The sequence below is a fragment of the Nocardiopsis sp. iso_40 genome, from assembly GCF_056173285.1.
The window spans coordinates 2,841,170-2,867,604 of the sequence record NZ_CM149666.1 but is presented as its reverse complement, the minus strand read 5'-3'; the positions used below and the strand labels follow the sequence as shown (position 1 = coordinate 2,867,604).

Annotated in this window: 24 protein-coding genes; 14 read left to right on the top strand and 10 right to left on the bottom strand. The window is 73.0% G+C overall.

Features of this window, described 5'->3' with window-relative positions; all coding sequences use genetic code 11:
- The first annotated feature begins 17 nt into the window (after nucleotides 1–17).
- On the top strand, nucleotides 18–518 hold the full coding sequence (locus tag AC0VYD_RS12425) for a hypothetical protein (RefSeq protein ID WP_475480022.1): 501 nt from the start codon (nucleotides 18–20) through the stop codon (nucleotides 516–518).
- Between the two features lie 96 nt (nucleotides 519–614).
- Entirely contained in the window at nucleotides 615–1,640 is a 1,026-nt protein-coding gene (gene pdxA / locus AC0VYD_RS12420) for a 4-hydroxythreonine-4-phosphate dehydrogenase PdxA (RefSeq protein ID WP_475480021.1), read from the top strand.
- A 70-nt stretch (nucleotides 1,641–1,710) separates the two neighbouring features.
- Here pdxA and AC0VYD_RS12415 read toward each other — a convergent pair whose 3' ends face one another.
- Together AC0VYD_RS12415 and AC0VYD_RS12410 are read right to left on the bottom strand one after the other, a co-directional pair.
- A complete protein-coding gene (locus AC0VYD_RS12415) occupies nucleotides 1,711–3,543 on the bottom strand; it encodes an ABC transporter ATP-binding protein (protein ID WP_475480020.1) in 1,833 nt (610 codons plus the stop codon).
- Nucleotides 3,540–5,270, bottom strand: coding sequence for an ABC transporter ATP-binding protein (locus AC0VYD_RS12410; protein ID WP_475480019.1), 1,731 nt, complete (start codon nucleotides 5,268–5,270; stop codon nucleotides 3,540–3,542). The genes AC0VYD_RS12415 and AC0VYD_RS12410 overlap by 4 nt, the downstream gene beginning before the upstream one ends.
- A gap of 277 nt (nucleotides 5,271–5,547) precedes the next feature.
- Between AC0VYD_RS12410 and AC0VYD_RS12405 the strand changes: the two genes are divergently transcribed.
- The 7 genes from AC0VYD_RS12405 (at nucleotide 5,548) to AC0VYD_RS12375 (ending at nucleotide 12,650) form a co-directional block, all read left to right on the top strand.
- Entirely contained in the window at nucleotides 5,548–6,315 is a 768-nt protein-coding gene (locus tag AC0VYD_RS12405; RefSeq protein WP_475480252.1) for a siderophore-interacting protein, read from the top strand.
- Between the two features lie 94 nt (nucleotides 6,316–6,409).
- Nucleotides 6,410–7,411 carry an ABC transporter substrate-binding protein gene (locus tag AC0VYD_RS12400; protein WP_475480018.1) on the top strand — a complete coding sequence of 334 codons (1,002 nt, stop codon included), beginning with the start codon at nucleotides 6,410–6,412 and terminating at the stop codon, nucleotides 7,409–7,411.
- Between the two features lie 147 nt (nucleotides 7,412–7,558).
- Entirely contained in the window at nucleotides 7,559–8,128 is a 570-nt protein-coding gene (locus AC0VYD_RS12395; protein WP_475480017.1) for a TetR/AcrR family transcriptional regulator, read from the top strand.
- An 88-nt stretch (nucleotides 8,129–8,216) separates the two neighbouring features.
- Nucleotides 8,217–9,398: a GDSL-type esterase/lipase family protein gene (locus AC0VYD_RS12390; protein WP_475480016.1), complete on the top strand. Its 1,182-nt coding sequence runs from the start codon at nucleotides 8,217–8,219 to the stop codon at nucleotides 9,396–9,398.
- Between the two features lie 278 nt (nucleotides 9,399–9,676).
- Nucleotides 9,677–10,828 carry a FecCD family ABC transporter permease gene (locus tag AC0VYD_RS12385; protein WP_475480015.1) on the top strand — a complete coding sequence of 384 codons (1,152 nt, stop codon included), beginning with the start codon at nucleotides 9,677–9,679 and terminating at the stop codon, nucleotides 10,826–10,828.
- Entirely contained in the window at nucleotides 10,828–11,613 is a 786-nt protein-coding gene (locus tag AC0VYD_RS12380) for an ABC transporter ATP-binding protein (protein WP_475480014.1), read from the top strand. Before AC0VYD_RS12385 ends, AC0VYD_RS12380 begins: the two co-directional genes overlap by 1 nt.
- On the top strand, nucleotides 11,610–12,650 hold the full coding sequence (locus AC0VYD_RS12375; protein ID WP_475480013.1) for an ABC transporter substrate-binding protein: 1,041 nt from the start codon (nucleotides 11,610–11,612) through the stop codon (nucleotides 12,648–12,650). The genes AC0VYD_RS12380 and AC0VYD_RS12375 overlap by 4 nt, the downstream gene beginning before the upstream one ends.
- 57 nt (nucleotides 12,651–12,707) lie before the next feature.
- Here the strand turns inward: AC0VYD_RS12375 and AC0VYD_RS12370 are convergent, their stop codons facing one another.
- Genes AC0VYD_RS12370 through AC0VYD_RS12355 form a run of 4 tightly spaced genes read right to left on the bottom strand, consistent with a single transcriptional unit; the run spans nucleotide 12,708 to nucleotide 16,259 of the window.
- Nucleotides 12,708–13,727 (bottom strand): pyridoxal-phosphate dependent enzyme, encoded by a 1,020-nt coding sequence (locus tag AC0VYD_RS12370; RefSeq protein ID WP_475480012.1) that lies wholly within the window; start codon nucleotides 13,725–13,727, stop codon nucleotides 12,708–12,710.
- Nucleotides 13,685–14,752 carry a GHMP family kinase ATP-binding protein gene (locus tag AC0VYD_RS12365; protein WP_475480011.1) on the bottom strand — a complete coding sequence of 356 codons (1,068 nt, stop codon included), beginning with the start codon at nucleotides 14,750–14,752 and terminating at the stop codon, nucleotides 13,685–13,687. The genes AC0VYD_RS12370 and AC0VYD_RS12365 overlap by 43 nt, the downstream gene beginning before the upstream one ends.
- Nucleotides 14,753–14,763: 11 nt before the next feature.
- Complete coding sequence (locus AC0VYD_RS12360) at nucleotides 14,764–15,540, bottom strand: Rossmann-like domain-containing protein (RefSeq protein ID WP_475480010.1); 777 nt, start codon at nucleotides 15,538–15,540, stop codon at nucleotides 14,764–14,766.
- Nucleotides 15,537–16,259: a class I SAM-dependent methyltransferase gene (locus AC0VYD_RS12355; protein WP_475480009.1), complete on the bottom strand. Its 723-nt coding sequence runs from the start codon at nucleotides 16,257–16,259 to the stop codon at nucleotides 15,537–15,539. The genes AC0VYD_RS12360 and AC0VYD_RS12355 overlap by 4 nt, the downstream gene beginning before the upstream one ends.
- 339 nt (nucleotides 16,260–16,598) lie before the next feature.
- Here AC0VYD_RS12355 and AC0VYD_RS12350 point away from each other — a divergent pair, with 339 nt between their 5' ends.
- The 3 genes from AC0VYD_RS12350 (at nucleotide 16,599) to AC0VYD_RS12340 (ending at nucleotide 19,263) form a co-directional block, all read left to right on the top strand.
- The gene (locus AC0VYD_RS12350; protein ID WP_475480251.1) at nucleotides 16,599–17,834 is read left to right on the top strand and encodes an MFS transporter; all 1,236 of its coding nucleotides are present in this window, start codon (nucleotides 16,599–16,601) and stop codon (nucleotides 17,832–17,834) included.
- A 142-nt stretch (nucleotides 17,835–17,976) separates the two neighbouring features.
- Entirely contained in the window at nucleotides 17,977–18,297 is a 321-nt protein-coding gene (locus AC0VYD_RS12345; RefSeq protein ID WP_475480008.1) for a hypothetical protein, read from the top strand.
- A gap of 111 nt (nucleotides 18,298–18,408) precedes the next feature.
- Nucleotides 18,409–19,263: an SDR family oxidoreductase gene (locus AC0VYD_RS12340; RefSeq protein ID WP_475480007.1), complete on the top strand. Its 855-nt coding sequence runs from the start codon at nucleotides 18,409–18,411 to the stop codon at nucleotides 19,261–19,263.
- 117 nt (nucleotides 19,264–19,380) lie between these two features.
- Here the strand turns inward: AC0VYD_RS12340 and AC0VYD_RS12335 are convergent, their stop codons facing one another.
- The 3 genes from AC0VYD_RS12335 to AC0VYD_RS12325 form a co-directional block, all read right to left on the bottom strand.
- A complete protein-coding gene (locus AC0VYD_RS12335; RefSeq protein ID WP_475480006.1) occupies nucleotides 19,381–19,797 on the bottom strand; it encodes a ChaB family protein in 417 nt (138 codons plus the stop codon).
- 140 nt (nucleotides 19,798–19,937) lie between these two features.
- Entirely contained in the window at nucleotides 19,938–20,357 is a 420-nt protein-coding gene (locus tag AC0VYD_RS12330) for a CBS domain-containing protein (RefSeq protein ID WP_475480005.1), read from the bottom strand.
- Between the two features lie 369 nt (nucleotides 20,358–20,726).
- A complete protein-coding gene (locus AC0VYD_RS12325) occupies nucleotides 20,727–22,079 on the bottom strand; it encodes a carboxylesterase family protein (protein ID WP_475480004.1) in 1,353 nt (450 codons plus the stop codon).
- Between the two features lie 431 nt (nucleotides 22,080–22,510).
- Between AC0VYD_RS12325 and AC0VYD_RS12320 the strand changes: the two genes are divergently transcribed.
- Together AC0VYD_RS12320 and styA are read left to right on the top strand one after the other, a co-directional pair.
- On the top strand, nucleotides 22,511–24,088 hold the full coding sequence (locus AC0VYD_RS12320; protein WP_475480003.1) for a BCCT family transporter: 1,578 nt from the start codon (nucleotides 22,511–22,513) through the stop codon (nucleotides 24,086–24,088).
- A gap of 111 nt (nucleotides 24,089–24,199) precedes the next feature.
- Nucleotides 24,200–25,450 carry a styrene monooxygenase subunit StyA gene (gene styA, locus AC0VYD_RS12315; RefSeq protein WP_475480002.1) on the top strand — a complete coding sequence of 417 codons (1,251 nt, stop codon included), beginning with the start codon at nucleotides 24,200–24,202 and terminating at the stop codon, nucleotides 25,448–25,450.
- Here the strand turns inward: styA and AC0VYD_RS12310 are convergent.
- On the bottom strand, nucleotides 25,447–26,400 hold the full coding sequence (locus AC0VYD_RS12310) for a DMT family transporter (RefSeq protein ID WP_475480001.1): 954 nt from the start codon (nucleotides 26,398–26,400) through the stop codon (nucleotides 25,447–25,449). The genes styA and AC0VYD_RS12310 overlap by 4 nt on opposite strands.
- Nucleotides 26,401–26,435 lie beyond the last annotated feature (35 nt).

Below are 26,435 nucleotides of genomic sequence, written 5' to 3'. Positions count from 1 at the left end.
TGGAAGGTGCACCCGCCGTGCCGACAGTGCGCTCCCTCCCGCTCCTCCTGGCCGTCGTACTGCTGACCTCGTGCGCGTCCCCGGAGCCGGAACAGGCTTCCCCGGGTCCGGAACAGGCGTCCCCCGGGCCGGGACGGGACGAGGTGGCCACCCTCGGGGACGACCCGCGCATCCTCGTGCACGACTTCTCGAGCTCGATGGAGGCCCAGGTACACGGGGAACTCGCCTACCTGCCCGAGGAGCGCTGCCTCGTCGTCCTCTTCCGGGACGATGCCTCCGGGGAGGTCGTGGGATCAGCGGCCCCGCTCTGGCCGGACAACGTCATCCCCCTGGACGACGGACGGGGCGGGGTCGAGGATCCCGCGACGGGACCGATCGTGGACGGAGACCGCTTCACCGCCGGAGGCGGCCACCGGGACGCCGAACCGGAGTGGGGGGCCGACCTGCCCGAAGAGTGTGTACCGGACGGCGCGGTCGTCGTCCTCAACGAGGACTCGTTCGAGCCGGGCCACGCCTGAACGGTCAGTGCCGTCGGCCCCGCCCGTGGGGATACTCGTACCCGGGGAGCGTGCCACCGTACTGCCTCCCCGTCCCGGACAGGAAGGAACCCGAAGATGACAGAACGACCGATCCTGGCCGTGACCGTCGGCGACCCGGTCGGCATCGGCCCGGAGATCACCGTGCGCGCGCTCGCGGAGGTGGGGACGGGGGCCGCCGCGCGCGGCGTGGTGGTGGCCGACCCGTCCGTGCTGGTCAGGGCGGTACGCCTGTGCGGGATCGACGCGGAGATCCGTTCCTTCTCGACCTGGGACACCCTGCCGCCCGAGCGGGAGGGTGTGATCGACTGCCTCGACATCGAGTTCCTCGGCGGCACGAAGCTGCCCTGGGGCGAGGTGAACGCCCGGGCGGGCGCCACGGCGGTACGCGCCGTCGAGGTCGCCACCGCCTCCGCGATGGCCAAGGAGGTCGCCGGGATCGTCACCGGCCCCATCAACAAGGAGGCCGTCTGGGCGGCGGGCAGCGAGCACCTCGGACACACCGAGATGCTCGGCGCGCTGACCGGCTCCACCCGGCAGAACACCATGTTCGTGGTGCGCGGGAAGAAGATCTTCTTCGCCACCCGGCACGTGTCCCTGCGCCGGGCCCTGGACCGGATCAACCGGGAGCAGCAGGTCCGCTGCATCGACGAGGCGTTGACCGCGCTCCGGGTGTTCGGCGACGACGAGCCCCGGCTGGCCGTGGCCGCCGTCAACCCGCACGGCGGGGAGAACGGAGCCTTCGGCGACGAGGAGATCGAGCACATCGCCCCCGCCGTGCGGGCGGTGCGCGAGCGGGGCGCGGACGTCCACGGCCCGGTTCCGGCCGACTCGGTCTTCCACCAGCTTCTGTCGGGGCGGTTCGACGGGGTGCTGTCCCAATACCACGACCAGGGGCACATCGCGGCCAAGACCGTCGACTTCGACGGGACGGTCTCGGTGACCGTGGGGCTGCCGATCCTGCGCACCTCGGTGGACCACGGGACCGCCTTCGACATCGCGGGCCAGGGGGTCGCGGACCCGGGGACCATGAGGTCGGCGTTCCTGCACGGGGCCGGCTTCGCGCGGTTCGCCGACCGCATCCGCGCCGAGTACGGCGGCTGAGGCCGGGGGACCGGGCCCGAACTGCGTCTCCTGCCGGGGCCCGGGCTCCTCTCCTCAGTCGGCCGGAGGGTCAGCCCTGCCAGCTGCGCCAGAGGCGGGCGTAGCGCCCCCCGTCGGCGACGAGGCGCTCGTGGGTGCCCTCCTCGACGATCCGCCCCCGGTCCATGACGACCACGCGGTCGGCGGTCTGCGCCTGGGTGAGGCGGTGCGCGACCACCAGGGTGGTGCGGCCCTTGGTGGCGGCGACCGCGGCCCTCTCCAGCCGGCGTGCTCCGGAGCTCCCGGCCTCGGCGGTGGCCTCGTCGAGCACCGCCAGGTCCGGGTCGGCGAGGACGAGTCGGGCCAGGGCCAGGTGCTGGGCCTGTTCGGCGGTGAGCGCGTGGCCGCCCTCGCCCACGACGGTGGCCGTGCCCTCGGGGAGGGCGCGCACCCAGTCCAGGGCGTCGACGGCGTCCAGTGCCTCCTCCGCCTCCGCGGCGGTGGCCCCGGCTCGGGCCAGGCGCAGGTCGTCCAGGAGCGTCCCGGCGAACACGTGGGTCTCCTGGCTGACCAGGAAGACGTGTTCGCGTACGCGCTGTTCGCCGAGTTCGTCCAGGGGGATCCCGCCGAGGTACACCGTTCCCGAGGTGGGGGTGCGCAGGCCGCTGACGACGGCGGCCAGGGTGGTCTTGCCCGCTCCGCTGGCGCCGACGAGGGCGACCCGTTCGCCGGGGGCGACCCTGAGGTCCACCCGGTCCAGGGCCTCGGGGGCACCGGGGGCGTAGGTGTGGCTGACCCCCTCCACGTGCAGGGAGGACCCGGCGGGCCCCTCCTCGGCGCCCGGATCCCGGGCGACGGGCAGGTCCACGACCCCGGCCAGGCGGGCCAGGCTCGCACCGGCCTGCTGGACGTCGTTGAAGTTCATCACGAGGAAGCCCAGCGGCCCGAAGAGGCGGTGGAAGTACAGGGCGGCGGCGGTGACCATGCCGACGGTGGCGAGGTCTCCTCGAACCAGCCAGAAACCCACCACCAGCACGGCGCCCAGCCCCACGAACTCGGAGCCGTTCATCCGCGCGCCGAGCCGGGTGAACAGCCGGAACACGTCCAGGGTCAGCTGCATAGCGGTGCGGGAGCGGTCGGCGATGCGCTGTTCGTGCTCCTCCTCCAGCCGGTAGGCGCGCACGGTGCCGCGGCCGCGCAGGGCGCCCATGAGGGCGTGCGAGCGCTCGCCCATGGCGATGCGCTCCCGGGCGTAGTAGGGGCCCGACCTGGGCATGTACCAGCGCACCGCCCAGACGTAGAAGGGCACGGCGGCCAGGCCGGCCAGGCCCAGACGCCAGTCGAGGGCGGTCATCCCCCCGGCGGTGAGCACGACCACGGCCAGGGCGGTGACGACCTCGGGCCCGTTGCGGGCGATGGCGGTGGTGACCACGGCGACGTCGTCGCCGACCCGGGAGAGCAGGTCGCCGATCCGCACCCTCTCCAACCGTGCGGCGGGCATGTGCAGGACACGCTCCATCACGCGTTCGCGCAACCGGGCGAGGATGGTCTCGCCGACCCGGCTGACCTGCCAGGCGCCGATCCCCACCAGGATTCCGCCGACCAGGGCGGACGCGGCGATGAGTGCGGCCGACCGCAGGATCGCGTCCGGTCCGGCCCCGGCGGAGATGTCGTCGACCATCGAGCCGAGGACCCAGGGCGCCACGAGCCCGGCCGCGCTGCCCGCGAGGACGGTCACGACGGCCAGTGCGGTGGCCCGGGGTGCGGCGCGGACCCCGTCGAGGAGCACGGTCCCGGTGCGTTTGGCGGTTGCGGTGGGCAGCAGTTCCGGCCCGCTGTCGGCCCCCTCGTGTTCCCGGGGCCCGGTCCCGGCGGCGGGTTCCGTTTCCCGGGGCCCGGCCTCGGTGGTGGGTTCCGTGCTCAACGCAGCACCGCCTCGCGGTAGTGGGGGTCGTCCTCGGCCAGCTGTGCGTGGGTGCCCAGGGCGTGCACCCTGCCCTCCCGCAGGACCACCACGCGGTCGGCACGGGCGAGCAGCGCGGGGCTGCCCGCGATGACGAGGGTGGCGCCGAGGGGGGTGCGTCCGGCGCGCAGTTGGGCCGTGCCCCGGGCGATGGCCTCCTCGGTGACGGCGTCGACCGCGGTGGTGGGGTCGTGCAGGACCAGTACCGGTGGGTCGGCGACCAGGGCGCGGGCCAGGGCGACGCGCTGGCGCTGGCCGCCGGAGAGGTTGGCGGCGTGGTCGGTGACGGGCCGGTCGAGCCCTCGGGGGTGACCCGTGACCAGGTCCTGCGCGGCGGCCGCGGCCAGGGCTGCCAGCAGGGCGGTGTCGTCGCGGCGGCGTCCGTCGGTGGTGACCAGGTTGGAGCGCAGGGTGCCTTCGAACAGGACGCTGTCGTGTTCCTCGACCAGCACCGCCGCGCGCAGCGAGGCGAGGTCGAGTTCGCTCACGGGCACCCCGCCGATCCGGGTGGTGCCCCCGGCCCCCTCGGCCCGTCCGGCAAGGACCTCGACCAGGGACTCGGCGTCCCGTGGGTCGGTGGTGAGCACCCCGACGAGCTCCCCCGGGCCGACCGTCAGGTCGACGCCGTCGAGCGTGCGGTGGCTGACCCCCCGGAGCTCCACGGCGTGCGGCGCCTCGGAGAGGGTCCGGTCGCCGGGGGTGACGGCGTCGGGTGCGTTGAGGAGGCGGACCAGGCGCTGGGCCGAGGCGCGCGCGATCGCGAACATCTGCCCGACCATGCCGAGCACCTGGACGGGTTCGGCGAGGAACTGGGCGAGGCCGACCACGATGACGAGTTCGCCGATGGTGAGGTGCCCCCGGAGGGCCATCCACCCGGCGGTTCCGGCGACACAGGCCAGGAAGAGGGCACCGGTGGCGGTGACCAGGCCCTTGTAGAGGCCGTTGGTGGCGGCGGCGCCGACGGAGGCGGTCAGTGCGCGGTCGCTGACCTCGCGGTAGCGCAGGGCCGCGTTGTGCCGGGCTCCGATGCCCATGAGTACGCGCAGGCCGCCGACGAGGTCGGTGGCCATGGCGGTGGCCCGGGCTGCGGTGGCCTGTTTGGCCTCGGTGCGGCGGGTGATGCGGGCGGCGGGGACGCGCAGCAGCAGGAGCATGAGCGGGACGCCGAGGAGCACGCCGAGGCCGAGGGGGACGTTGATGGTGAGCAGGACGACGGTGGTGACCACGATCCCGGTGGCCTGGGCGATGCCCACGGCCCAGGCGCGCACGTAGGTGGCGGCCTGTTCGGCGTCGGAGGTGGCCACGGCCAGGACCTCTCCGGAGCGCAGGCCGCTGCGTTCACCCCGGGGGTGCAGGACCCGGCGGGCGGACTCCAGGCGCAGCAGGTGGGCCTCTCGTTCCAGGGCGCCGAGGGTGAAGCGGGCGCCGAAGCGGTAGGCACTGGCCAGGACGGCGAAGAGCAGGGCGAGCCCGCCCACGCACCACGCCAGGGCGGTGACGTCCCCGGTGGAGACGGCGAGGTCGATGGTGAGGCCGATGGCGACCGGGACGAGCGTCTCGCAGACCTGGTGGAGGGAGAGGAGGAGGACGCCGAGGGTGATGCGGCCGCGGTGGCGGCGCAGGGTGCGCGAGCGCAGTTCCCCGGCGGTGGCGGGGACGGGGTCGGGGGCGATGGGGGCTCGGGTCACGGTGCGTCTCCGTTCGGGGCCCGTCCGCCCCGTCCGCGGGGGCGCGGGGGCGGCCCCTCAGGCATGGTCATCCGTTTCCCGTCCCCTCGTGTCAGCCGTCCAACCGGGCAATCCTAGCCATTACGGGCGCACCCTCCGACCACAGGATGACCGTTCCGTCCCGTGAAGGGCGTTTTCCCACGAGTCATGATATTGGTTAGGCTAACCTCACGCCCCACCCACGCACTCGCCGCCGAAGGACCCCTCGTTGCGCATCCAGCACCCGAGTCACCGTCAGATGATCCGCGCCCGGGTCGTGCGGACCGAACGGACCACCGACCACTTCGTCACCGTGACCTTCGGCGGCCCGGACCTGGCCCGGTTCGAGTTCCTGGGCCTGGACCAGTGCGTGCGCGTCTTCCTCCGGCGCCCCGGCCAGGAGCGGCTGACCCTGCCGGACTCCGACGCGGACGGCTGGTACCCCGAGTACCGCGAGATGCCCGACGAGGTGCGCCCCTACGTGCGCAACTACACGATGCGCCGGTTCGACCCCGAGGCACTGGAACTGGACGTGGAGTTCGTGGCGCACGCCGACGGGGGCCCGGCCTCGACCTGGGCCGCCTCGGCCGCGGTCGGCGACGAGGTGGGCCTGTTCCCCGAGGGGATCTACTACCTGCCCCCGCCCGAGGCGGACTGGCACCTGCTGGTCGGTGACGAGAGCGCCGTGCCCGCCCTGCTGTCCATCGTCGAGCAGGCCCCCCGGGACCTGCGCGCCCAGGTCTACCTGGAGGTCCCCTCGCCCCGTGACGTCCGCCCGGTGGAGGCGCCGCCCGGCGTGCAGGTGCACTGGCTGCCCCGCGAGGACGAGCACGCCGTCCCGGGGCGACTGGCCCTGGAGACGGTCCGGTCCGGACCCCTGCCGAAGGGGCGCCCGTACTGCTGGGTGGCCGGAGAGAACGGGCTGCCCACGGGGCTGCGCCGCGCCCTGGTGCGCGAGCACGAGGTCGCCAAGGACGACATCACGTTCGTGGGCTACTGGCGCGCGGGCGTGGCCGGGGTCGACTGACCCCGGACCCCGTGACCACACCGTGCGCAGGAAGCGCTAACCTGGTCAAACTCGGCTTAGGCAAGGCTAAGCTCATCTTCGACAGCGAGGTCCCATGAACCCCGGTCCGCCCACCCGTCCCGGCCTGGTCACCGCCGGCGTCCTGGCCACCGTCCTGCTCACCGCCTGCGGCGGATCCGACGCCCCGGCGGAGCCCACGGACGAGACGGCCGAGGGCTACCCCGTCACCGTCGAGACCCTCTTCGGCGACGTGGAGATCGACGACCGCCCCGAGAACGTGGTCGCGCTCGGCTGGTCCGACGCCGAGACCGCCCTCGCCCTGGGCGTGCAGCCGGTGGGCGTCGCCGACTGGCAGGGGTACGGGGGCACCGGCGTGGGCCCCTGGGCATCCGACCTGTTCGACTCAGAGCCCGGGCAGCTCGGCACCATGGAACCCAACCTGGAGGCGATCGCCTCCCTGGAGCCCGACGTCATCCTCGACACGCGCTCCGACAACTCCCAGGAACGGTACGACCTCCTCTCCCCCGTCGCCCCTGTGGTCGGCCCGCCGCCCGGGGTCGAGGTCACCTACGGCACCACCTGGCAGCAGCAGACCCGCCAGGTCGCCGAAGTCCTCGGTGAGCAGGAGCGCGGCGAGGAACTGGTCACCGAACTCGAGGACCGCTTCGCGCAGCTGCGGGCGGACAACCCCGGGTTCGCGGACCTCACCATCGCGGTGGGCGCCTACTTCGACGGGCAGTACGGGGCCTACGTCCCCGGCGACACCCGGGTGGACGTGCTCGCCGAGCTCGGTTTCGAGTACAAGCCCGAACTCGTGGAGATGGCCGACGGCGCCTTCTACTCCGACCTGAGCTCCGAGCTCGTGGAGGAGCTGGACGCCGACCTGACCGTCGTCTTCCCGATCGGCGGCCCCGAGGCCGTGGAGTTCCTGAACGAGGACCCGGTCCTGCAGGGGATCCCCGCCGCACAGGACGGACGCCTGCTCGTCCTGGACGACCCGGAGCTGGTCAACGCCTTCTCCAGCGGTTCCACCCTGGGCGTGAACCATGCCCTGGACGGGATCGTGCCGCTCATCCAGGAGACCCTGGAGGGCTGACCGCCTCCGCAGGAACACTCTTCCGGCACCCGTGACGCCCCGCGTCACGGGTGCCTTCGTGTCCGCGCCCGCTTCCTCTGAGGAACGGATATTTGCCTAAAAGTGTTAGGCAAATACAATAGGGCCTTAGGAAAGTAGGGGGCATCCATGGCACGTGCAGGACTCACGGCGCAACGACTCACCCGGGCGGGCGCCGAGCTCGCCGACGAGGTCGGCTTCGACCAGGTGACCGTCTCGGCCCTGGCCAGACGGTTCGACGTCAGGGTCGCGAGCCTGTACTCGCACGTACGCAACTCCCGGGACCTGCGGACCAGGATCGCCCTGCTCGCCCTGGAGGAACTCGCCGACCGGGCCGCCGAGGCCCTGGCCGGCCGCTCCGGCAAGGAGGCCCTGACCGCCCTCGCCGACGTCTACCGGGACTACGCGCACGAGCACCCCGGCCGCTACGCCGCCGCCCAGCTCAGGCTCGACCCCCAGACGGCGGCGGCCAGCGCAGGGGTCCGGCACGCCCAGATGACCAGGGCGCTCCTGCGCGGCTACGACCTGTCCGAACCGGACCAGACCCACGCGGTCCGCCTGCTGGGCAGCGTCTTCCACGGCTACGTCTCCCTGGAGATGGGCGGCGGGTTCAGTCACAGCGCACCGGACACCCAGGAGACCTGGTCACGAACCCTGGACGCCCTCGACGCGCTGCTGAGGAACTGGCCTGCGCGCTGACCGCGGATCCGCGTCCCGCAGCGGGCGAGTCCGGTTCCACGCCCCGCGACGGGCACACCCGAACACCCCGAACAGCAAGGCCGACACCATGCACACCCCGCACCTGACCACGACAGCCGTCACCGCGGAGCTCCTGCGCGGAGCCCTCGACCTGGAGGACACCGGGCGCGGCGTACTGCCGCACCGGCTGCCCGCCCGGGCCCGCGCCCAGAACACCGACCCGCAACTGGCCATGGCCGAGGCCCAGCCGTCCGGCGTCCGGCTGTGCCTGCGCACCGGAGCCACCGTCATCGAACTCGACACGGTGCCCACCAAGAGGGTCTACCCGGGCCTGCCGCCCCGCCCGGACGGCGTGTACGAGCTGCTCGTCGACGGCCGCCCCACCGGACGGGCCACCGTGGCCGGCGGGGACACCCTGACGATCGACGCGGCCACCGGAGGCTTCGAGCACCGGCCGGGCCCGGTCGGCACCGCCCGGTTCACCGACCTGCCCGACCGGGTCAAGGACGTCGAGATCTGGCTCCCGCACGACGAGACCACCGAGCTCGTCGCCCTGCGCACCGACGCCCCCGTGGAGCCGGTGCCGGACCGGGGCCGCCCGGTATGGCTGCACCACGGGAGTTCGATCAGCCACGGCTCCGACGCCTCCGGTCCGACCGGGACCTGGCCCGCGGTCGCCGCCGCCCGCGCCTGCGCGGAGCTGGTCAACCTCGGTCTGGGCGGCAGCGCCCTGCTGGACCCGTTCACCGCCCGTGCCATGCGGGACACCGAGGCCGACCTGATCAGCGTCAAGATCGGCATCAACCTGGTCAACGCGGACCTGATGCGGATGCGGGCCCTCACGCCCGCGGTGCACGGCTTCCTCGACACCCTCCGGGAGGGCCACCCCACCACGCCGCTCCTGGTGGTCTCGCCGATCCTGTGCCCCATCCACGAGGACACCCCGGGGCCGTGCGCCTTCGACACGGACGCCCTGCGCGCCGGGGAGAAGCGGTTCCGGGCCACCGGCGACCCGGAGGAGCGCTCCGCGGGGAAGCTGACACTGACGGCCATCCGGGAGGAGCTCGCCCGCATCGTGCGCGAGCGGGCTGCCGAGGACCCGAACCTGGGCTACCTGGACGGCCGCGAACTCTACGGAGAAGCGGACTTCGCCGAGCTTCCGCTGCCCGACGAACTGCACCCGGACACCGCCGCGCACCGCCGCATCGGCGAACGCTTCGCGGAGCTCGCCTTCGGCGGGCGGGGCCTGTTCTCCGCCGGCCGCGCCTGAGGCAGGCACCCGGCAGACCCGCACCCGACCAGCACGCATCCGACCAGCACGCATCCGACCCACCGGGAACCAGGCGCCCGCCGGTGGTCCGCGCACCGGTTCACCCGAACCGGTCGGCGGACCGCCGACGGGCGCTTCGGCGTTCCCGCCACTCCCCCGCCCCAGCCGCACCTTCTCCCCCTGTCTTCCGGTCGTGGTCTTCCGGTTGTGGACACAAGCAGCCAACTCTGCGTTTAGAATGAAAACCGTTTTCATATCCAGACAGGAAGGGAGGTCCGATGCGGAAAGCCCCCGCTCCCCCCGGTGGGGCCGCCGACACCCCGCGCGGCCCGGCGTCCCCCGACCGGAGCGACACCCCCGACGCCGCCCCCGCTCCGAAGCCCCGCTGGCTGACCACCCCCACCGGAACAGCCACCACAGCCGCGGTCCTCGTCCTCGCACTGGCCGTGTCCGTGGTCCTGGCGATCGGCCTGGGCTCGGCGGTCGTCCCCCCGCGTGAGACCGTCCGTTACCTGTGGGCCGCGCTGACCGGTGGCCTGATCCAGGCCGACGAACTCATGCGCTACCAGGTCGTCTGGCAGATCCGGACCCCCCGGGTGCTGCTCGCCGCGGTCGTCGGCGCCGGTCTGGGGGTGGTGGGTGTGGCCATCCAGGCGATGGTGCGCAACGCGCTCGCGGACCCCTACATCCTCGGCGTCTCCTCCGGAGCCTCCGTGGGCGCGGTCCTGGTCAGCGTCCTCGGGGCGTCCTCGGCCCTGGGCATCTACGCGGTCTCCGCCGGCGCCTTCGCCGGGGCCATGGCCGCCACCCTGCTCGTCTACGCGATCTCCTACTCGCGCACGGGCACCACCCCCCTGCGACTGGTCCTGACCGGGGTGGCGCTGTCCTTCGGGTTCCAGGCGATCATGAGCGTGATCGTCTACCTGGCCCCCAGCAACGAGGCCACCAGCACCGTCCTGTTCTGGACCATGGGCAGTTTCGGCGCCGCCGTCTGGGGCTCCCTCCCGGTGGTCGCGGCCGCCGTACTCCTGGGGGTCCTCCTGCTCCGGTCCCTGGCCCGCTCCCTGGACGTGCTGGCACTGGGCGACGAGACCGCCGCCAGCCTGGGCGTGGACGCCGACCGCCTGCGCCGTGGGATGTTCGTCCTCACCGCCGTGATGACCGGGGCGATGGTGGCGGTCAGCGGGGCGATCGGTTTCGTCGGCCTCGTGGTCCCGCACATCGTGCGCATCCTGGTGGGTGCGGACCACCGCAGGGTCCTCACCGTCGCGCCACTGGCGGGAGCCGTGCTCATGGTCTGGGTCGACCTGGTCTCCCGGGTGGCCGTGGCCCCCCGCGAACTCCCCCTCGGCGTCATCACCGCGCTGGTCGGCGTACCGGTGTTCATCATCCTGATGCGACGCCGCGGCTACCTGTTCGGGAGCCGCTGATGGAACTGCTATTCGACGACCTCTCCGTGGACCTGGGCGGAGCGCGGATCGTGCGTGAACTGACCCTGGACGTCCCCGAGGGGCAGGTGGTCGGGCTGGTCGGCCCCAACGGGTCCGGCAAGTCCACCGCGCTGCGCTGCGTCTACCGGGCGCTGGGCCCCAGCGCGGGCCGGGTGCTGCTCGGCGGGCGGGACCTGTCGGCGCTGGGGCTGCGGCACAGCGCCCAGCGGATCGCCGCGCTCACGCAGGAGGGCGGAAGCGACCTCGACTTCACCGTCGAGGAGCTGGTCGCGTTGGGCCGCGCACCCCACCTGCGCGGGAACCAGCCGCTGAGCGCACGCGAACGCGACCTGTGCCGCCGTTCGATGGAGCTGCTGGACGTGTCCCACCTGGCCGGGCGCGGTGTGCTCGAACTGTCCGGCGGTGAACGCCAGCGGGTCCTGGTGGCCCGGGCCCTGGTCCAGGAACCCGAGGTCCTGGTGCTGGACGAGCCGACCAACCACCTGGACGTGCGCCACCAGCTCGAACTGCTCTCCCTGCTGCGCGCCGCGGGCGTGACCGTGCTCGTGGTCCTGCACGACCTCAATCTGGCCGCCTCGGCCTGCGACCTGATCGGGGTGCTCTCCGAGGGCTCCCTGGCGACCGCCGGAACGCCGAAGGAGGTCCTCACCCCCGCCCTGCTGCAGGACGTCTTCGGGGTGGAGGCCTCCGTGGTGCCCCACCCCCTCACCGGCGACCCCCAACTGCTGTACGAACTCCCACCCCCGAAGAAGGGCCTGCGATGACCGTCCGAACACCGGCGGGTTCCCTCCCGCCGAACCGCCGCTCCGTCCCCCTCGTGCGCCCCCGGGCCCTGCTCCCCCTGGCCGCCGCCTCGGTCCTGCTCGCCGGGTGCGGTGCCGAGGTGGAGGAGGTCGCCGAGGCGGGCGCGGGCCCGGTCACCGTCCAGCGGTGCGGTGAGGAGGTCGAGTACACGACCCCCCGGCGGGTGGTCGCCTACGAGGGCGGCAGCGCCGACAAGCTGTTCTCCCTGGGACTGGTCGACCACGTGCACGGCTACGTGATGCCCCCGGCCAACCCGCCGGTCTCGGAGTCGCCGTGGGCCCGGGACTACGAGGCGGTGGAGTTCCTCAGCGACGACCTGCTCAACCGGGAACTGGTGGTGGACGCCGAGGCCGACCTGGTCGTCGCGGGCTGGAACTCGGGGTTCAGCGACCAGCGGGGCATCACCCCGCAGATCCTGGACGGAATCGGCATCCAGAGCTTCATGCACACCGAGTCCTGCTACAACTACCCGGGCCACCCCGAGCGGGTGACACCGTTCGAGGGCCTGTACGCCGACCTGGACCGGCTCGGGCGGATCTTCGGTGTGCAGGAGCGCGCCGAGGAGCTGGTGTCCGGTTTCGAGGAGCGGGTGGCGGCGGTGGAGGAGCAGGCGCCCGAAGGCGGCCCCGTCCCGGTCTTCCTGTACGACTCCGGTACCGACCAGCCCTTCACCGCGGGCAACCAGGTACCGCCGAACGACATCATCAGGTACGCCGGGGGCGAGAACGTCTTCGGTGAGCTGGAGGAGCGCTGGACCCAGGTGGGCTGGGAGCCCGTGGTCGAGGCCGAGCCCGAGGTCATCATCATCCTGGACTACGGCGACCAGCCCGCACAGGAGAAGATCGACTTCCTCACCTCCTCCCCCGTCATGGCGGAGGTGCCCGCGGTGGTGGAGGAGAACTTCTTCGTCCTGGACTACAACGAGGGCATCTCCGGGCCGCGCAACATCGACGGCCTGGAGAAGTTCGCCGAGTACCTGCGGGAACTGGACCGCTAGGGCACGGGCCCGGCAGGGGCGGCGCGCCCCTGCCGGGCCCCCGGGCGCGCGGGCGGCTCAGTCGTCCAGGTGGACCGCCTGGTCGGGGGCCGGCTGCCGACCCCACTCCATCCGGCACCAGGGCGGGGCCAGCTCCTTGAGGTCGCCGACCTCCCGGGGGGAGAGGTCGGCGACCTCGGGGGCCTGCCCGTGGCGGGCGAAGACCGAATCGACGTAGCGGTGGCCGGTGTCGGCGGCCACGAACACCACCCGCCTGCCGGGGTCGGCCGCCGCCTCCCAGCGGGCCACCAGGTAGGCGGCACCGGTGGAGAGCCCGGCGAAGACCGCGTGGCGGCGGAGCAGGTCCACGCTTCCGGCGAGGGCGGCGTCGAAGCCGGTCCAGTGGACGGTGTCGTAGAGGGTGTGGTCGACGTTGCCGAACGGGATGGAGCTGCCGATGCCCGCGATGAGGATCTGCGGGTCGGTGACGTGGTCGCTGCCGAAGGTGACGCTGCCGAACGGCTGGACGCCCACCAATGGGGTGTCCGGGGCGCTCTGGCGCAGGTAGCGGGCGAGCGCTCCGGTGGAGGCACCCGAGCCCACCCCGCCCACCAGTGTCAACGGCCCGGCGCCGACCTCCTCGCGGATCCGGTCGGCCACGGCGCGGTAGCCGAGACCGTGCACGGTGTCGTGGTACTGGCGCATCCAGTGGTAGTCCGGGTGCTCCCGTAGGACCTGCTTGACCCGGCGGACCCGGCGGTTCTGGTCCAGCCCCAGGTCGTCCGAGGGCGGCATCTGCTCCAGGGTGGCGCCCAGGACCGCGAGCTGCAGGCGCAGGGTGTGATCGATGGTCGTGGAGCCGATGATGTGGCAGCGCAACCCGTACCGGTGGGCGGCCAGCGCCAGTCCGTAGGCGTAGATGCCGCTGGAGCTGTCCATCAGGGTGTCGCCGGGGCGGACCGCCCCGGTGTCGAGCAGGTGCCGTACGGCCGCCAGGGCCGAGGCCACCTTCATGGACTCGAAGCGCAGGCACAGCAGGCCCGCGCCGAGGTCGATCAGATCAGGTCTGGCGATGGCTTCGGAGACGTGTTCGTCCAAGATCGCTCCCCGGTGCTCTGGGTGGATGGGACCTGCGGGTGCCCGCCGCGGGCGGGGGTGTTGGGCGCGGCGGTGTTCGGCTTGGAGTTGCTCGGGTTCGACGGCCCCGGGGCGACGGTGACCCGGGTGGGGGTGGAGAAGACGCGGTGCGGGGCGAGCCCCCGCCGACCGAGCCGGTCGACCGCCGATTCGAGGCGGGCCCCGAGTTCGGGGTCGGCCGCGTCGAAGAGGACCCCGGCCACGTTGCCGCTGTGCGCCACCTGGATGCCCGCCGCCCCGCAGCCCCGGGCGACCTCCCGGAGCGCACCGAGTTCCTCCTTGGGCAGTACACGCTGGTTGAGGACGGCGCTCTCGGTGCACACGTGCCCGACCCCGGCCACGTCGCGTTCGGTGATGGCGGTACGCAGCATGGCACGCAACCTCTCGTAGACGGCGATGTCCCCCCGCCGTGCGGTACCCGCCAGGGAGAGGGTGTCGACCGGTTGGCCGCTTCCGGTCAGGCAGCCCACGACTGCCATCTCCGGCAGATCCGGCCCCAGCTCCTCCAGGACCCGGCCCTCGCGCTGGGCGAAGAGCAGCGGCCGGTCACCGAACATGACCGGATCGCTGGCACCCTCCGCGGCGACCGCCACCCGGGCGACGGCAGCGGGCGGGAGCTCCACACCGAGTCCCGCCGAGACCGCGCGCACGGCCGCCGTGACGTCACTCGTGGAGGACCCCATACCGAGCCCCGGCACGGCACCGCCGCGGACCCGGAGGTAGCCGCCGACCGGCCGCACCCCGCCCGTGCGCGCGCACTCGGCGACGGCGAGCTCGGCGGCTCGGGCCGCCTTGGCCCGGTCCGGCGGGTCGACGACGACGCGGCGGGGCGCCCGGGCCGAGAACGGGGTGAACACCGCACGGGTGCGGGGGTCGGCCATCGGCAGGGTGACCAGGCCACGGGTGGGGCGTCCCCGCCCGTCCAGGAACACGCCCTGGAGGATCTCGCCGTGGTGGCAGGTCGCCTGTCCAGTTCCAAGGGTCACTCGTGGGTTCCTTATCGGTAACGGTAGAGATGTGTCGGTTCCGCGCTGAACTGCGAGAACGGGAAGGGTTCGGCGGACAGGGCGGTGACGCCGGAGCCCAGGAAGGCCCGGGCCACCGCGCTGCCGCTCTGGGCGTAGACGACCAGCGGCACCGCGCGCTCCCGGCAGCGCTCCAGGATGCGGTCGAAGGTGCCGTTGCCCAGGGTCATCCCGGTGGCGACGACGGCGTCGGCCTCGGCCAGGACCTCGTCCATGTCGGTGCTGACGGGGTCGCCCCACTGGGTGCGGCGCAGGTTCAGGTCACAGGGCAGGCATTCGCCGCCCCGTTCGCGGATGGCCGCGACGAGCGGGTTGACCACGCCGATCAGTGCGATTCGCCGGCCGTCGGGGTCGGGGAGGAGTCCGGCGATGGCCCGGTCGCGGGCGACGGCCCGTTCCTCGGGGGTGCCGTACGGCAGGGTGAGGCGTTCGGCGCGGACGTCCTCGGAGTGCGGTTCGGCCTGGCCCAGGTAGGCGTCCAGTGCGGCCAGCCGGACCGGGGCGGGGCCCCGCAGGAGGTCGGCCAGGGGGCTGCCGGACAGTTCGGCGCACACGCCGGGGTCCACCTCGCCCGCCTCGAACGCGCAGGCGCCGAAGGCCCGGCCGATCCGCACCAGGACGTACTGGTTGAGGTAGGTGACCTCGCCCCCGGCGAGGCGGGTGCCGTGGTGGACCCAGAACACGCTGGTGGCGACGGGGAGGTCGGGGGTGGCGAGCACGGACCGGTGCAGCTCTTCGAGGTCTCTCACTGGCCGGTCTCCCTGGTGAGGCGGAACAGGTAGGTCAGGACTCCGTCGTCCCAGTCGTGCAGGTGGTGGACGTGCGCGGTGAAACCGCGGTCGGCGGCGTGTCCGATGATCTGGCGCAGGTCGGCGGTGTTGGAGGCGATGAAGTAGACCTCTCCGCCGGGGGCGAGGAGGTCGCGCTCGGCGAGCTGGGTGAAGAAGGCGTCGGTGACGGGGCGGCCCGCGCAGACGTTGCGGACGATGTCGGGGTCGTCGCTGACGGGCTGGCTCACCGCCGGGGGGTTGAACGTGACGGTGTCGAGCCTCGTGCCCTCGGGCAGGTCCGCGAAGAGGTCGGAGACCAGCGGGACGAACTCGCTCCCGCCGCCGGGCCCGACGAGCCGGTGGTAGTTGTGCTCGGCCGCCGCGACGCTGGCTGGGTGGACGTCCACGGCGAGGACGCGTCCGGCGCCGCGCAGCCCGGCGACGACGGCCTCGACACCGAGCCCGGCCCCCATCGCGGCGTAGACGCGTCCGCGCACGTCGATGTCGTCGTCGAGGATGCGCTGGTGGATCATGCGGCTGGTCGCGCCGGGTAGGAAGACCCCTGGGGGAACGTCGAACTCCCACCCGTTCCAGGTGTAGCCGCGGAGGGTGTGGAGGTCGGCCCTGGGCTGGTTGAGGCCGATGATCTGCTCGGGCGGCAGCGGAGGGGGCAGCTGGGCGATCTGGGAGGGGTCCACTCGGGTCCTTTCGGGGGGAGGGGGCTGTGTGCAGGGGGGGTCGGAGTCCGGTGACGGGGGTTCTCCGGGGAGCGGCACTTGCGCCGACCATAGCGAAAACGATAATCGTTGTCACGCTCCGTCCGCCGGAATCCGCGCGCCCCACGGAATCTCGTTGCCCCCTCCCCGGGGGCGCCAACCCCCGCGGACGGGACATCCATCGCCCCGTCGGGCGAACCTCGCAACCGGGAGGGCGAGTCGCCCAACCAAGACGCAATTGATAACCGTTTTCACTATAGTGGTGCACGCACACACAACGAACCGAGATGAGTACTCTCCGTGTCAACGACGACGCCGAACATGACCGATCCGCTCAAGCGCCGCCGCAACCCGCTCCTACGACCGGACTTCGTCCGCCTGTGGTGCGCAACCACCGCCTCGGGCCTGGCCACCTGGGCGATGCCGTTCATCCTGGGCCTCGCGGTCCTGCACGGTTCGCTGAGCGCGGTGGGACTCGGCCTGGTCCTGGCCACCCGCACCGCCGGTTTCCTGGTCGCGGTCCCCCTCGGCGGACTGCTCGCCGACCGCCACTCGCGCCGCTCGGTCGTCCTGTGGTCCGGCCTCGCCGCAGCCGCCGCCAGTCCCGTCCTCGCCGCGGGTCTGGGCACCTCCACCGCGCTGATGGCGGTGGCCGCCGCCGTGGTGGGCGTGGGTCAGGGGGCCTGCCGGCCCGCCTTTCAGGCGCTGACCGCCGAGGTCGTCGCCCCCGAGGACCGGCAGCAGGCCAACGCCGCCCTGACCTTCTCCGTGCGCGGGGTCACCTTCCTCGCCCCCGGGCTGACCGCACTGCTGGCCACGGTCACCGGCCCCGGGGCCCTGCTCCTGGTCACGGCCGCCCTGTGGCTGGCCGCGGCGCTCCTGCCCCGGGGCGGCGGGGCCGCCCCCGCCGAACGCCCCGCCCGCTCGCCCTTCCACGTCGAGTTCACGGAGGGCCTCACCGAGGCCCGACGCCACGCCTGGTTCCTCGCCGGACTGGGCGCCCTGACCGTGGTCATCGCCCTGGGCTACTCCGCCACCAACGTCCTGCTCCCCCTCACCAGCCGCGACCACTACGGCACCGAGGCCGTGCTGGCCGGGGCCCTGACCGCCTACACCGCCGGCGCGCTGGCCGGCGCCCTGCTGGTCGCCCGGTGGAAACCACGGGCCCAGGGCTGGTGGGCCCTGTTCGGCCTGGGGCTGTACGCCCTCGCCCCGCTGAGCCTGGTTTTCCCCGTGGGCGCCGTCTGGGTGTTCGCCGCCTACGCGGTCGTGGGCCTGGGCGTGGAGCTGTTCAACGTCCCGTGGTTCACCGCCGCCCAGCGCGAGGTCGCCCCGGACAAGCTGGCCCGGGTGTCCTCCCTGGACTTCCTGTTCGCCTACGGTTTCGCCCCGGTGGGACTGGCCCTGATCGCCCCGGCCGCCCAGACCTTCGGCGCCCAGAACGTACTGCTGGCCTGCGCCGCCCTGTGCGTCCTGGCCCCGGCCCTGGCCGCCCTGGCACCCGGCGCCCGCGACTTCCGCACCCGCCGGGCCGCACCCGAACACCTGCGGGGCTGAGGCCCCGCCCGGGCCCGGAAGCCGCGGATCCGTCCCCGGGAGCCCTCCGAACCGTGCGGGGAGCCCCGAACTGTCGGACGGATCGGCCCTTTCCCGGCGGGCCGCCTCCCCGGCTCGGCACGATCCACCGCAGGATGGGCACATGAGCATCACTGAAAGCACGGACCGGATCGCCGACGACGCGGTCCAGGACGACGACGCGTACATGCCGGTGAGCCTGGTGGGAGGCCCGCGCGCCTACGCGGGCCTGGTCATGGAGGACGTGTACACGCGCTGGGAGATCCTCCGGGTGCCCTTCCACGAACTGGGCGCCGACCTGCCCGAGCCGGGAGACCTCAGACCCTCGCCGCCCGTGGCCCAGTACCGCCCCCTCAGCCTGGAGGAACCCCAGGTGTGGCACTTCACCGGCTGGCATCCGACCAGCACGGAGCCGGGCCGCGAGGGCCCGGACGGGCCCCGTTGACCGGACCGGCGGCCGAATCGGCAGTCGGGCAAAGCCCCGGCATCGGACCGTGAGCCGCGTGTGCCGACCGGGCCGGTCGGGCAGGGCGGCCAACGGCAAGGGAGGACGAGCATGGACAGCACGCGACCGCCGGCCCAGAGCCAACCGCACCCGGGCCGCACCGAACCCATGGACCCCCAGCCCCGCGACGAGATGCGCGACTACGAGGGCCGGGGACTGCTCAGGGGTAAACGCGCCCTGATCACCGGGGGCGACTCCGGGATCGGCCGAGCCGTCGCGGTGGCCTTCGCCAAGGAGGGCGCCGACGTCGTCTTCGGCTACCTCAGCGAGGACGCCGAGGCCCAGCGCACCGTCGGCCTGGTCCAGGAACAGGGCCGCCGGGCCGTGGGGGTCCGCGGCGACCTGGCCGACGAGTCCCACTGCTCGCACCTGGTGCGACGGGCCGTGGAGGAGCTCGGCGGGATCGACGTCCTGGTGGAGCACGCCGCCACCCAGCACCCGGTGGACGACTTCACGGACCTGACCACCGAGCAGCTGCGCCGTACCTTCGACGTCAACGTCATGGGGGTGTTCTGGACGGTGCGCGAGGCGCTCCCGCACATGTCCGAAGGGGGTTCGATCATCATCACCGGATCGATCAACGGCCTGCGCGGAAACGACTCGCTGATCGACTACGCCGCCAGCAAGTCGGCGGTGATGAACCTGTCCCTGTCCCTGTCCCAGGTGCTGAGGGACCAGGGCATCAGGGTCAACTGCGTGGCCCCGGGGCCGGTGTGGACACCGCTCATCCCGGCCACGCTCGGGGAAGGCGGCAGCGAGGGCTTCGGCGAGCAGGCCCCCATGGGCCGGGCCGCCGACCCGGACGAGATCGCGCCCTCCTACGTGTTCTTCGCCAGTGACCGGCTCTCGTCCTACTACACGGGCGAGACCCTAGCCCCGACCGGGGGCGAGATCCAGGGCAGCTGAGCCCGCGACGGGAGGGCGGCACGAGCCGTCCTCCCGGTCGGGCCGCCGCTGCGGCGGGGCCCGGAGTGCGGGGCCTCCCGGCCCCGGAGCGCTTTGTTCAGCCGGATTCGGCGAGGATCAGCCGGAGCGACCGGACCCGGAGGTCCTGCGGTTGCTCTCCTTGCGCAGCGCTTCCACCAACTCGTCCTTGCGCATCCGGGAACGACCGGCGATGTCCAGCTCGCGGGCGCGCTGGTAGAGGTGTTCCTTGGTGGCCTTGGCGTCGACGCCACCGGCCGTGGGCCTGTCGCGACCTGGCCGACGGCCGGCCTTCGGGTTCTCGGCCTGTTCGTCCGAGGGGCCCTTGGACTCCTTGGGCTCCCAGCGGTCGCCGACCTTCTCGAACTTGCGCTTGACCGCCGCGAAGGCGACCCGGTGGGCGCGCTCGCCCTCCCCGTACTCCTCGACGGCGCTGTCGTGCGCCTCGATCCAGGTGCGCTGCGCCTTCTCGGGCGACCGGCGCAGGGTGTCCGGGAGTTCGTCCGTTCCGGGCACCGCCCTCACCTCCAAACCACGGGCCGCGGAGCGCGGCCCTCGACGAGTTGGTCCACGGACCCCTCGGGTGAGGGGCCCGCTACGGGCCGAGGCCCCGCCCGGCCCCCGTACCGGACGGGCGCCCCGGCCCGGGGCTCCGGTCAGGTGTTGGGCTCGGCCGCGCTCACGTCGGCGAGAGCCGAGTCGGAGTCCACCGTCTGGGCCAGGTCGCCCATGGTGACCACACCCACGACCTCGTCCCCCTCGACGACGGGCAGACGGCGCACGGCGGCCGAGCGCATGGCGTGGACGGCGTCCCCGACACTGCTCTGGCGCGGTACCGTCACGAGCTCGGTGCTGCACACGTCCTGGGCGCGGACCCTGTCCGGGTCGCCGCCGTCGGCCAGACAGCGCACCACGATGTCGCGGTCGGTGACGATGCCGTGCAGGTGCGCTGACTCGGTGACCACGACGTCGCCCACGTTCTCGTCCCGCATGTTCTGGGCGACCTCACGCAGATGCGTGTCGGGGGTGACGCTACGCACGATCGGGCTCATCACTTCGGCAGCACTGTCCACCATGGTTGCCTCCCTTCACGCTTACGGGTCCTGTTCAGGGCCCTGACCGGACCAGAGCGGACCGAAACATCACCGGAACACGTTCCTGACGGGTCCCGCGGTTCGGCAGGGTGTCCGCTGCTTCCGAAACCGGCCGGCAAGGGGACCCGCACCCGCCCGGGGCGGACAGAAGGACAGGCTGTGGGGTGCCCCGCGCAGCGTGAGGGGACCCGCGGACACGTCACGGAGCGCGCACACGACGCACGTGGCCGGTCAGAGGGAGGCCGGTACGCGGGAGACCAGCACATCCAGCACCGTTCGAGGTGCGCGCAGTTCCGGGGCGCGGAGCCCAGGACTCACTCCCGGGCACTGTCGACGAACGCCGCAGACCGTTCAGGAACGGTGCACGGTCAGGCTCCCGGAGGCGGCCGCGGCCGCCTCCGGGGACACCGTGCCGGTGCGGGCGAAGTCGGCCCACAGCCGACGTACCGCCCGGCCGCGCCGGTCCAGCTCCGCCCAACCGGTCCGGCCGACCAGCCTGGCGTTCTCCCAGGACCGCCGGGTACCGAGCAGCAGGGGGACGTCGACGATGTGTGCGGCGCCGAAGGGGCTGCCCCGCGGACGCCAGGTGAGGGTGTAGCGGGTGACCCTGCCCCCGGCGCGGCGGTGCCGGCGGGCGAACCGCTTGGCGGGCGCCGTGTAGATGAGGTCCGTGGTGGCCCGGACCAGGAGGCGGCGCAGTGACGCGCCCACGACGGGCAGGCCGCTCAGCCTCCGGACCGGCGCGATGAACTCGGCGAAGAGCCCCGTCTCCTCGCTGGTCGCCCCGATGAGTACGTCGATCCCGGGCGCCGCCGCGCGCCAGGCCCGGTCCCGGAGGGTTTCCGCGGGCAGCGGTGCGTGCCCGTACTGGGTGCCGAACGGCATGGCGCTGCGCAGACCGAAGCGTTTGGCAGCGCTGCCCGCCTTCGCCTCCAGGGCGACCAGGGCAGCGGCCGGGGTCCCGGGCGCGGGGGTGCCCACCGCCTCGGACATCGCCTCGGACATACGGGCGCGGCCGGAGAGGAGGCCCAGCGGGGCGCTCTGGACGACAGCACGCCGGAAGAGCCCCTCGGCTCCCCTGCTGATCATCAGGTGGGCGACGGCGTCACCGCCCGCGGACTGGCCGAAGAGGGTGACCCGGTCGGGGTCCCCGCCGAACGCCGCGATGTTGGCGCGCACCCAGCGCAGCGCCTCGATCTGGTCGAGCAGGCCGAGGTTGGCGGGCGCGGTGTCCCCGATCCGGAGGTAACCGAGCACCCCGAGACGGTAGGTGAGGGCGACGACGATGACGCGCTGCTCGGTGACGAGTCTCGTGGGGTCGAAGATCTCCAGGTCGCCCGCGCCCGTGACGTAGGAGCCGCCATGGATCCACACCATGACGGGGAGGTGTTCGTCCGGAGCCCGGTCGGCGGGGAAGGTGACCGAGAGCCGCTGGCAGTGTTCGTCGTGGCGACCGACCGAGATGCCCTCGATGGCGCCCGCCACCACCGGGGAGGACAGTTGGGGCGCGGCGGGCGCGGGCCGGATGGCGTGGAACGGTTCGGTGAACTCCGGCTCCGGCCGGGGCGGCGCGAACCGTTCGGCCCGTGCGTAGGGGATTCCCAGAGCGCGGACGACCCCCTCCCGGACCCTTCCGAGGACGGGGCCGACGGGGGTGTCGACGCGGTGGAGCCCGTCCCGGGAGACGGAGTTCGGCTCGGTCATGGTTCTTCCGTTCCCTACCGGCTCGGGGCGTGCGCGGGACACCTGGGGACGAGGCGCGTGGCCGTCCGGGACGAGGATAGTCCACCGGTCGCGGGGCGACCCGGCAGGCCGGTGGGGCCCGGTGTCCGTCGCGGGACCGGGGGCGCCCCCGGTCCCGCGACGGAGGGATCCGGAACCGCGAAAGCGTTCACGGACACACCCACAGGTGTTCGTTCCCACTCTCCACACCGTCTCCCTACTGGGGAAACACACATAGACTCGCCCGGGTCGCCCCCCGTGCTCCGGGGTGTTTTCGACGTGTTGCCCACCGCTTCGGCGCCGCAGCGGCGACCGTCTCCGTCTCCGAACCGCCTTTCGGCGTGCCGTGCAGCGCACCGACCGGACACTTCGTCCCGGCCGGCGCTCCCCGACCGAGGAGAGTCCTCTTCTTCATGCCCTCAGCCCCGAACACACCCGTGCCCGAAGCCGGCCGTCGTCCCGACCCCTGGGTGGCCGGCGTGTCCGGCGGCCTCCTGGCCGTGTTCGTGCTGACGGCGCTGGCGGTGCCCGCCCGGGTCAGCGGAGCCGTGGACACCGCGTTCGCCTGGTCGAGCCGGTGGTTCGGCGCCTACTGGCAGGTCCTGCTCCTGGCGACCCTCGCCGTCGCCACGGTTCTGGCCTTCTCCCGGTACGGGCGGGTCCGCATGGGCGGAACCGACACTCCCGGGTTCGGCTGGTTCCGGTGGGTCGCCATGGTCCTGACCACGCTGCTCGCCGCAGGCGGTGTCTTCTGGGCCGCGGCCGAGCCCGTCGCGCACTACGTCGACCCGCCGCCGCAGTACGCGCACCTGGAGGGCGGCATGTCGGGCGCCTCCGTGGCCCTGGCGCAGAGTTTCCTGCACTGGGGGTTCCCCGCCTGGGCGATCGGCGGCTCCCTGGCGACCCTGGTGATGATGCGCGGTGTGGAGAAGGGCATGCCCCTGCGGCCCCGTACGCTGCTGTGGCCGGTCATGGGAGAGCGGATCCGCACGCACTGGGTCGGCACGGTCGCAGACATCTGCTGTGTGGTCGCGGTGGTCGCCGGAACCGTCGGCCCGGTGGGATTCCTCGGCCTGCAGATGTCCTACATCGGCGGCGAGGTGTTCGGCCTCGGGGGCGGCCTCGGCACCCAGGCCGTGATCATCGCCGGGCTCACCGCCGTGGCGACCGTCTCGGTGCTCAGCGGCCTCGACCGGGGCATCCAACTGCTCAGCCGGATCAACGTCTGGGCCGCGCTGGCTCTCATCGCGGCCGTGGTCGGACTGTCCTCGCTTCCCTACGTCGTCGACCTGTTCCTCCAGGCCGGCGCGGTGCACGTACGCGAGTTCGTGCCCATGGCGCTGTTCCGCGGTGACGAGCAGTGGCTCGGCTACTGGACGGTCTTCTTCTTCGGCTGGTTCATCGGCTACGGACCGCTGATGGCGATCTTCATCGCGCGGATCTCCAAGGGGCGCACGGTCCGGCAGATCTTCCTGGGCGCCACCGTGCTGCCCGCGGTCGTCACCTGCCTGTGGTTCACCGCGCTGGGCGGCAGCGGCCTGTGGCTCGAACAGCGTGACCCCGGCTCGGTCTCCGGCCCCTACGCCGAGGACGGGCTTCCCGCGGCGGCCCTGGCGATCGTCCAGGCCCTACCGGCGAGCGGCCTGTTGGCGCTGCTCGTGGTCATCGTGACGCTGATCTTCTTCGCGTCCACGCTCGACACGATGTCCTACGCCATCTCCTCGTCCAGCATGCGCTCGGGTGAACCGTCCGGGACGGTTCGGGCGCTCTGGTGTGTGGGCATGGCCGCCGCGGCCGTGGTCCTGCTGACCGTGGGCGACAACGGGGTCCGGGCCCTGCAGTCCTTCATCGTCGTGACCGCCGTGCCGGTGGGGCTGATCCTGCTTCCCACGCTCTGGAGCGCCCCGCGCCTGGTCAGGGAGATGGCAGTGGAGCAGGGGATCGCCACCGCCCCGGAACCGCGCCCCGTGACCGGGGCCGCCGCGCCCTAGGATCTGTCCTGTGCGTGTACGGGCGTGCGGACCTCCTCCCGTCCCGGGGAGGGCGGCGCCCGCACGGCCTGTTTGCCCACCCCCCGCAAACACACGAGCCACAGGAGCAGCGTGAGCAAGAGGATCGGCATCATCGGAGCCGGGACCGCGGGCCTTCACCTGGGTCTGTACCTGCGCCGCCACGGGGTCGGAGCCACGGTCTTCACCGACCGGACACCACAGGAGCAGCGCGGGTCGCGCATCCTGAACACCGTGTCCCACCACGCCGTCACCGTCGAGCGCGAACGCGCGCTGGACGTGGACCACTGGCCGGCCGAGGAGTACGGCTACACCCAGCACCAGTACCGGGTCGGTCCCGAGCCCCTGCGGTTCGAGGGCGACCTGCACGCCCCCAGCCGCTCGGTGGACTACCGGATCTACCTGCCCCGGCTGATGGAGGACTTCGCCGAGCGCGGCGGGGAGTTCGAGTTCGGGCGCCTGTCCCCCGACGACCTGCCCGCCCTGGCCGCCCGCTTCGACCTGCTGGTCGTGTGCACGGGCCGGGGCCCCTTCGCCGAGATGTTCGGGCGGGACCCGGAGCTGTCACCGTTCACCTCCCCGCGCCGGGCCCTGTGCGCCGGGATCTTCAAGGGGGTCGCCCAGCAGCCCACCCGCGCGGTGACCTTCCACATCTCCCCCGGAGCGGGCGAGATGATCGAGATCCCCACCTGGACCGAGGGCGGCCTGGCCACCGCGATGGTGATCGAGAACCACTTCGGTTCGCCGTTGGAGGCGCTGGCCGCCACCCCCTACACGGACGACCCCGGGGCCTACGTCCGGCTCATGCTCGACCTGTACCGAGAGCACTACCCGGGATGCTTCGAGCGCATCGACGAACGCGAGTTCGACGTGGTCAACGGCCCGAAGGACATCATCCAGGGCGGGGTGACCCCGGTGGTGCGCCGGTCCCACACCGTCCTCGACGACGGCACCGTGGCGATCGCGCTCGGCGACGCCCACTCCACGGTGGACCCGATCGTGGGCCAGGGCGCCAACATGGCGTCCTACGCCGCGTGGGTCCTGGGCGAGGAGATCGTGGCACGGGAGGTGTACGACACGAGGTTCGTCGAACACGTCGACCGGCGGCGCGGCGACCGGGTGCTCTCGGCCGGCCGGTGGAGCAACTTCATGATGGAGAGCCTGACCGCGCCCACCCCGGAGTTCCAGGAGTTCCTGGGCGCCCTGGGCCGGGGCGGGTCGCTGACCGACGAGTTCACGGACGCCTTCAACTACCCCGAGCACGCCTGGGACGCCCTCGCCACCCCGGAGCGGACGAGGGCGTGGCTGGACCGCCACTCCGGGGACGGAGCAGGAACCGCCTAACCCCGGTCGGCCCGGAGGGGGTCCGGGGACTGCTCCCGTGGTTCCCGCCGCCCCCCGCGTGCGGTCGCCGTCCGCACGAGCCTGGCGCGGACGGCGGCCGCGGCACACAGGACCACCGCGAGACCGCCCAGGACCGTGGGCCAGGTGAGCTGTTCGCCGAGAAGCAGTGCGGCCCAGCTCAGGCTCATCACCGGTTGGGTGAGCTGGACCTGGCTGACCTGGGCCATCGGACCGATCGCCAGCCCCCGGTACCAGGCGAAGAAGCCGAGGAACATGCTGACCGCCGCCAGGTAGGCGAACGCCGCCCACTCGACCGGTGTGCCGCTCGGCGGCTGCTGGGCCACCGCGAGCCCGGTGAGTGCGGCCGTCAGCGGCGCGGAGAGCACCAGCGCCCAGGACACGGTCTGCCAGGCGCCGAGCTCCCGGGCGAGCAGGCCGCCCTCCGCGTAGCCGATCGCGGCCGCGACGACGGCGCCGAACAACAGCAGGTCGGACCAGTGCAACCCGCCGAACCCGCCGCCCTGCAGCGCCGCGAAGACGACCGCGGCGACAGCGCCCACCGCGGCCATGGCCCAGAACGACGACGGGGGCCGTTCGTGTCCGCGGAGCACCACCGTCACCGCGGTGGCCGCGGGCAGGATCGCGATCACGACGGCGCCGTGGCTGGCCGAGGCGGTGGTGAGCGCGAACGAGGTCAGTAGCGGGAAGCCGATCACCACCCCGCCGGCGACCAGGGCCAGACGGGCCCACTGGACGCCCCGGGGAAGTCGCTGCCGGGTCAGGGCCAGCGCGGCGGCGGCGAGCGTGGCGGCCACGACCGCCCGGGCAGAGCCGATGAACAGCGGAGACATGGCACCGCTCGCAACGGCGACGCGGGTGAGGGGGACGGTGAAGGAGAACGCCGAGACCCCGAGCAGACCCCACCAGAGCCCGGCCCGCTGAGATAGCACTGGAGCTTTCCGGAGAGTAGCGCTACTATCATTCT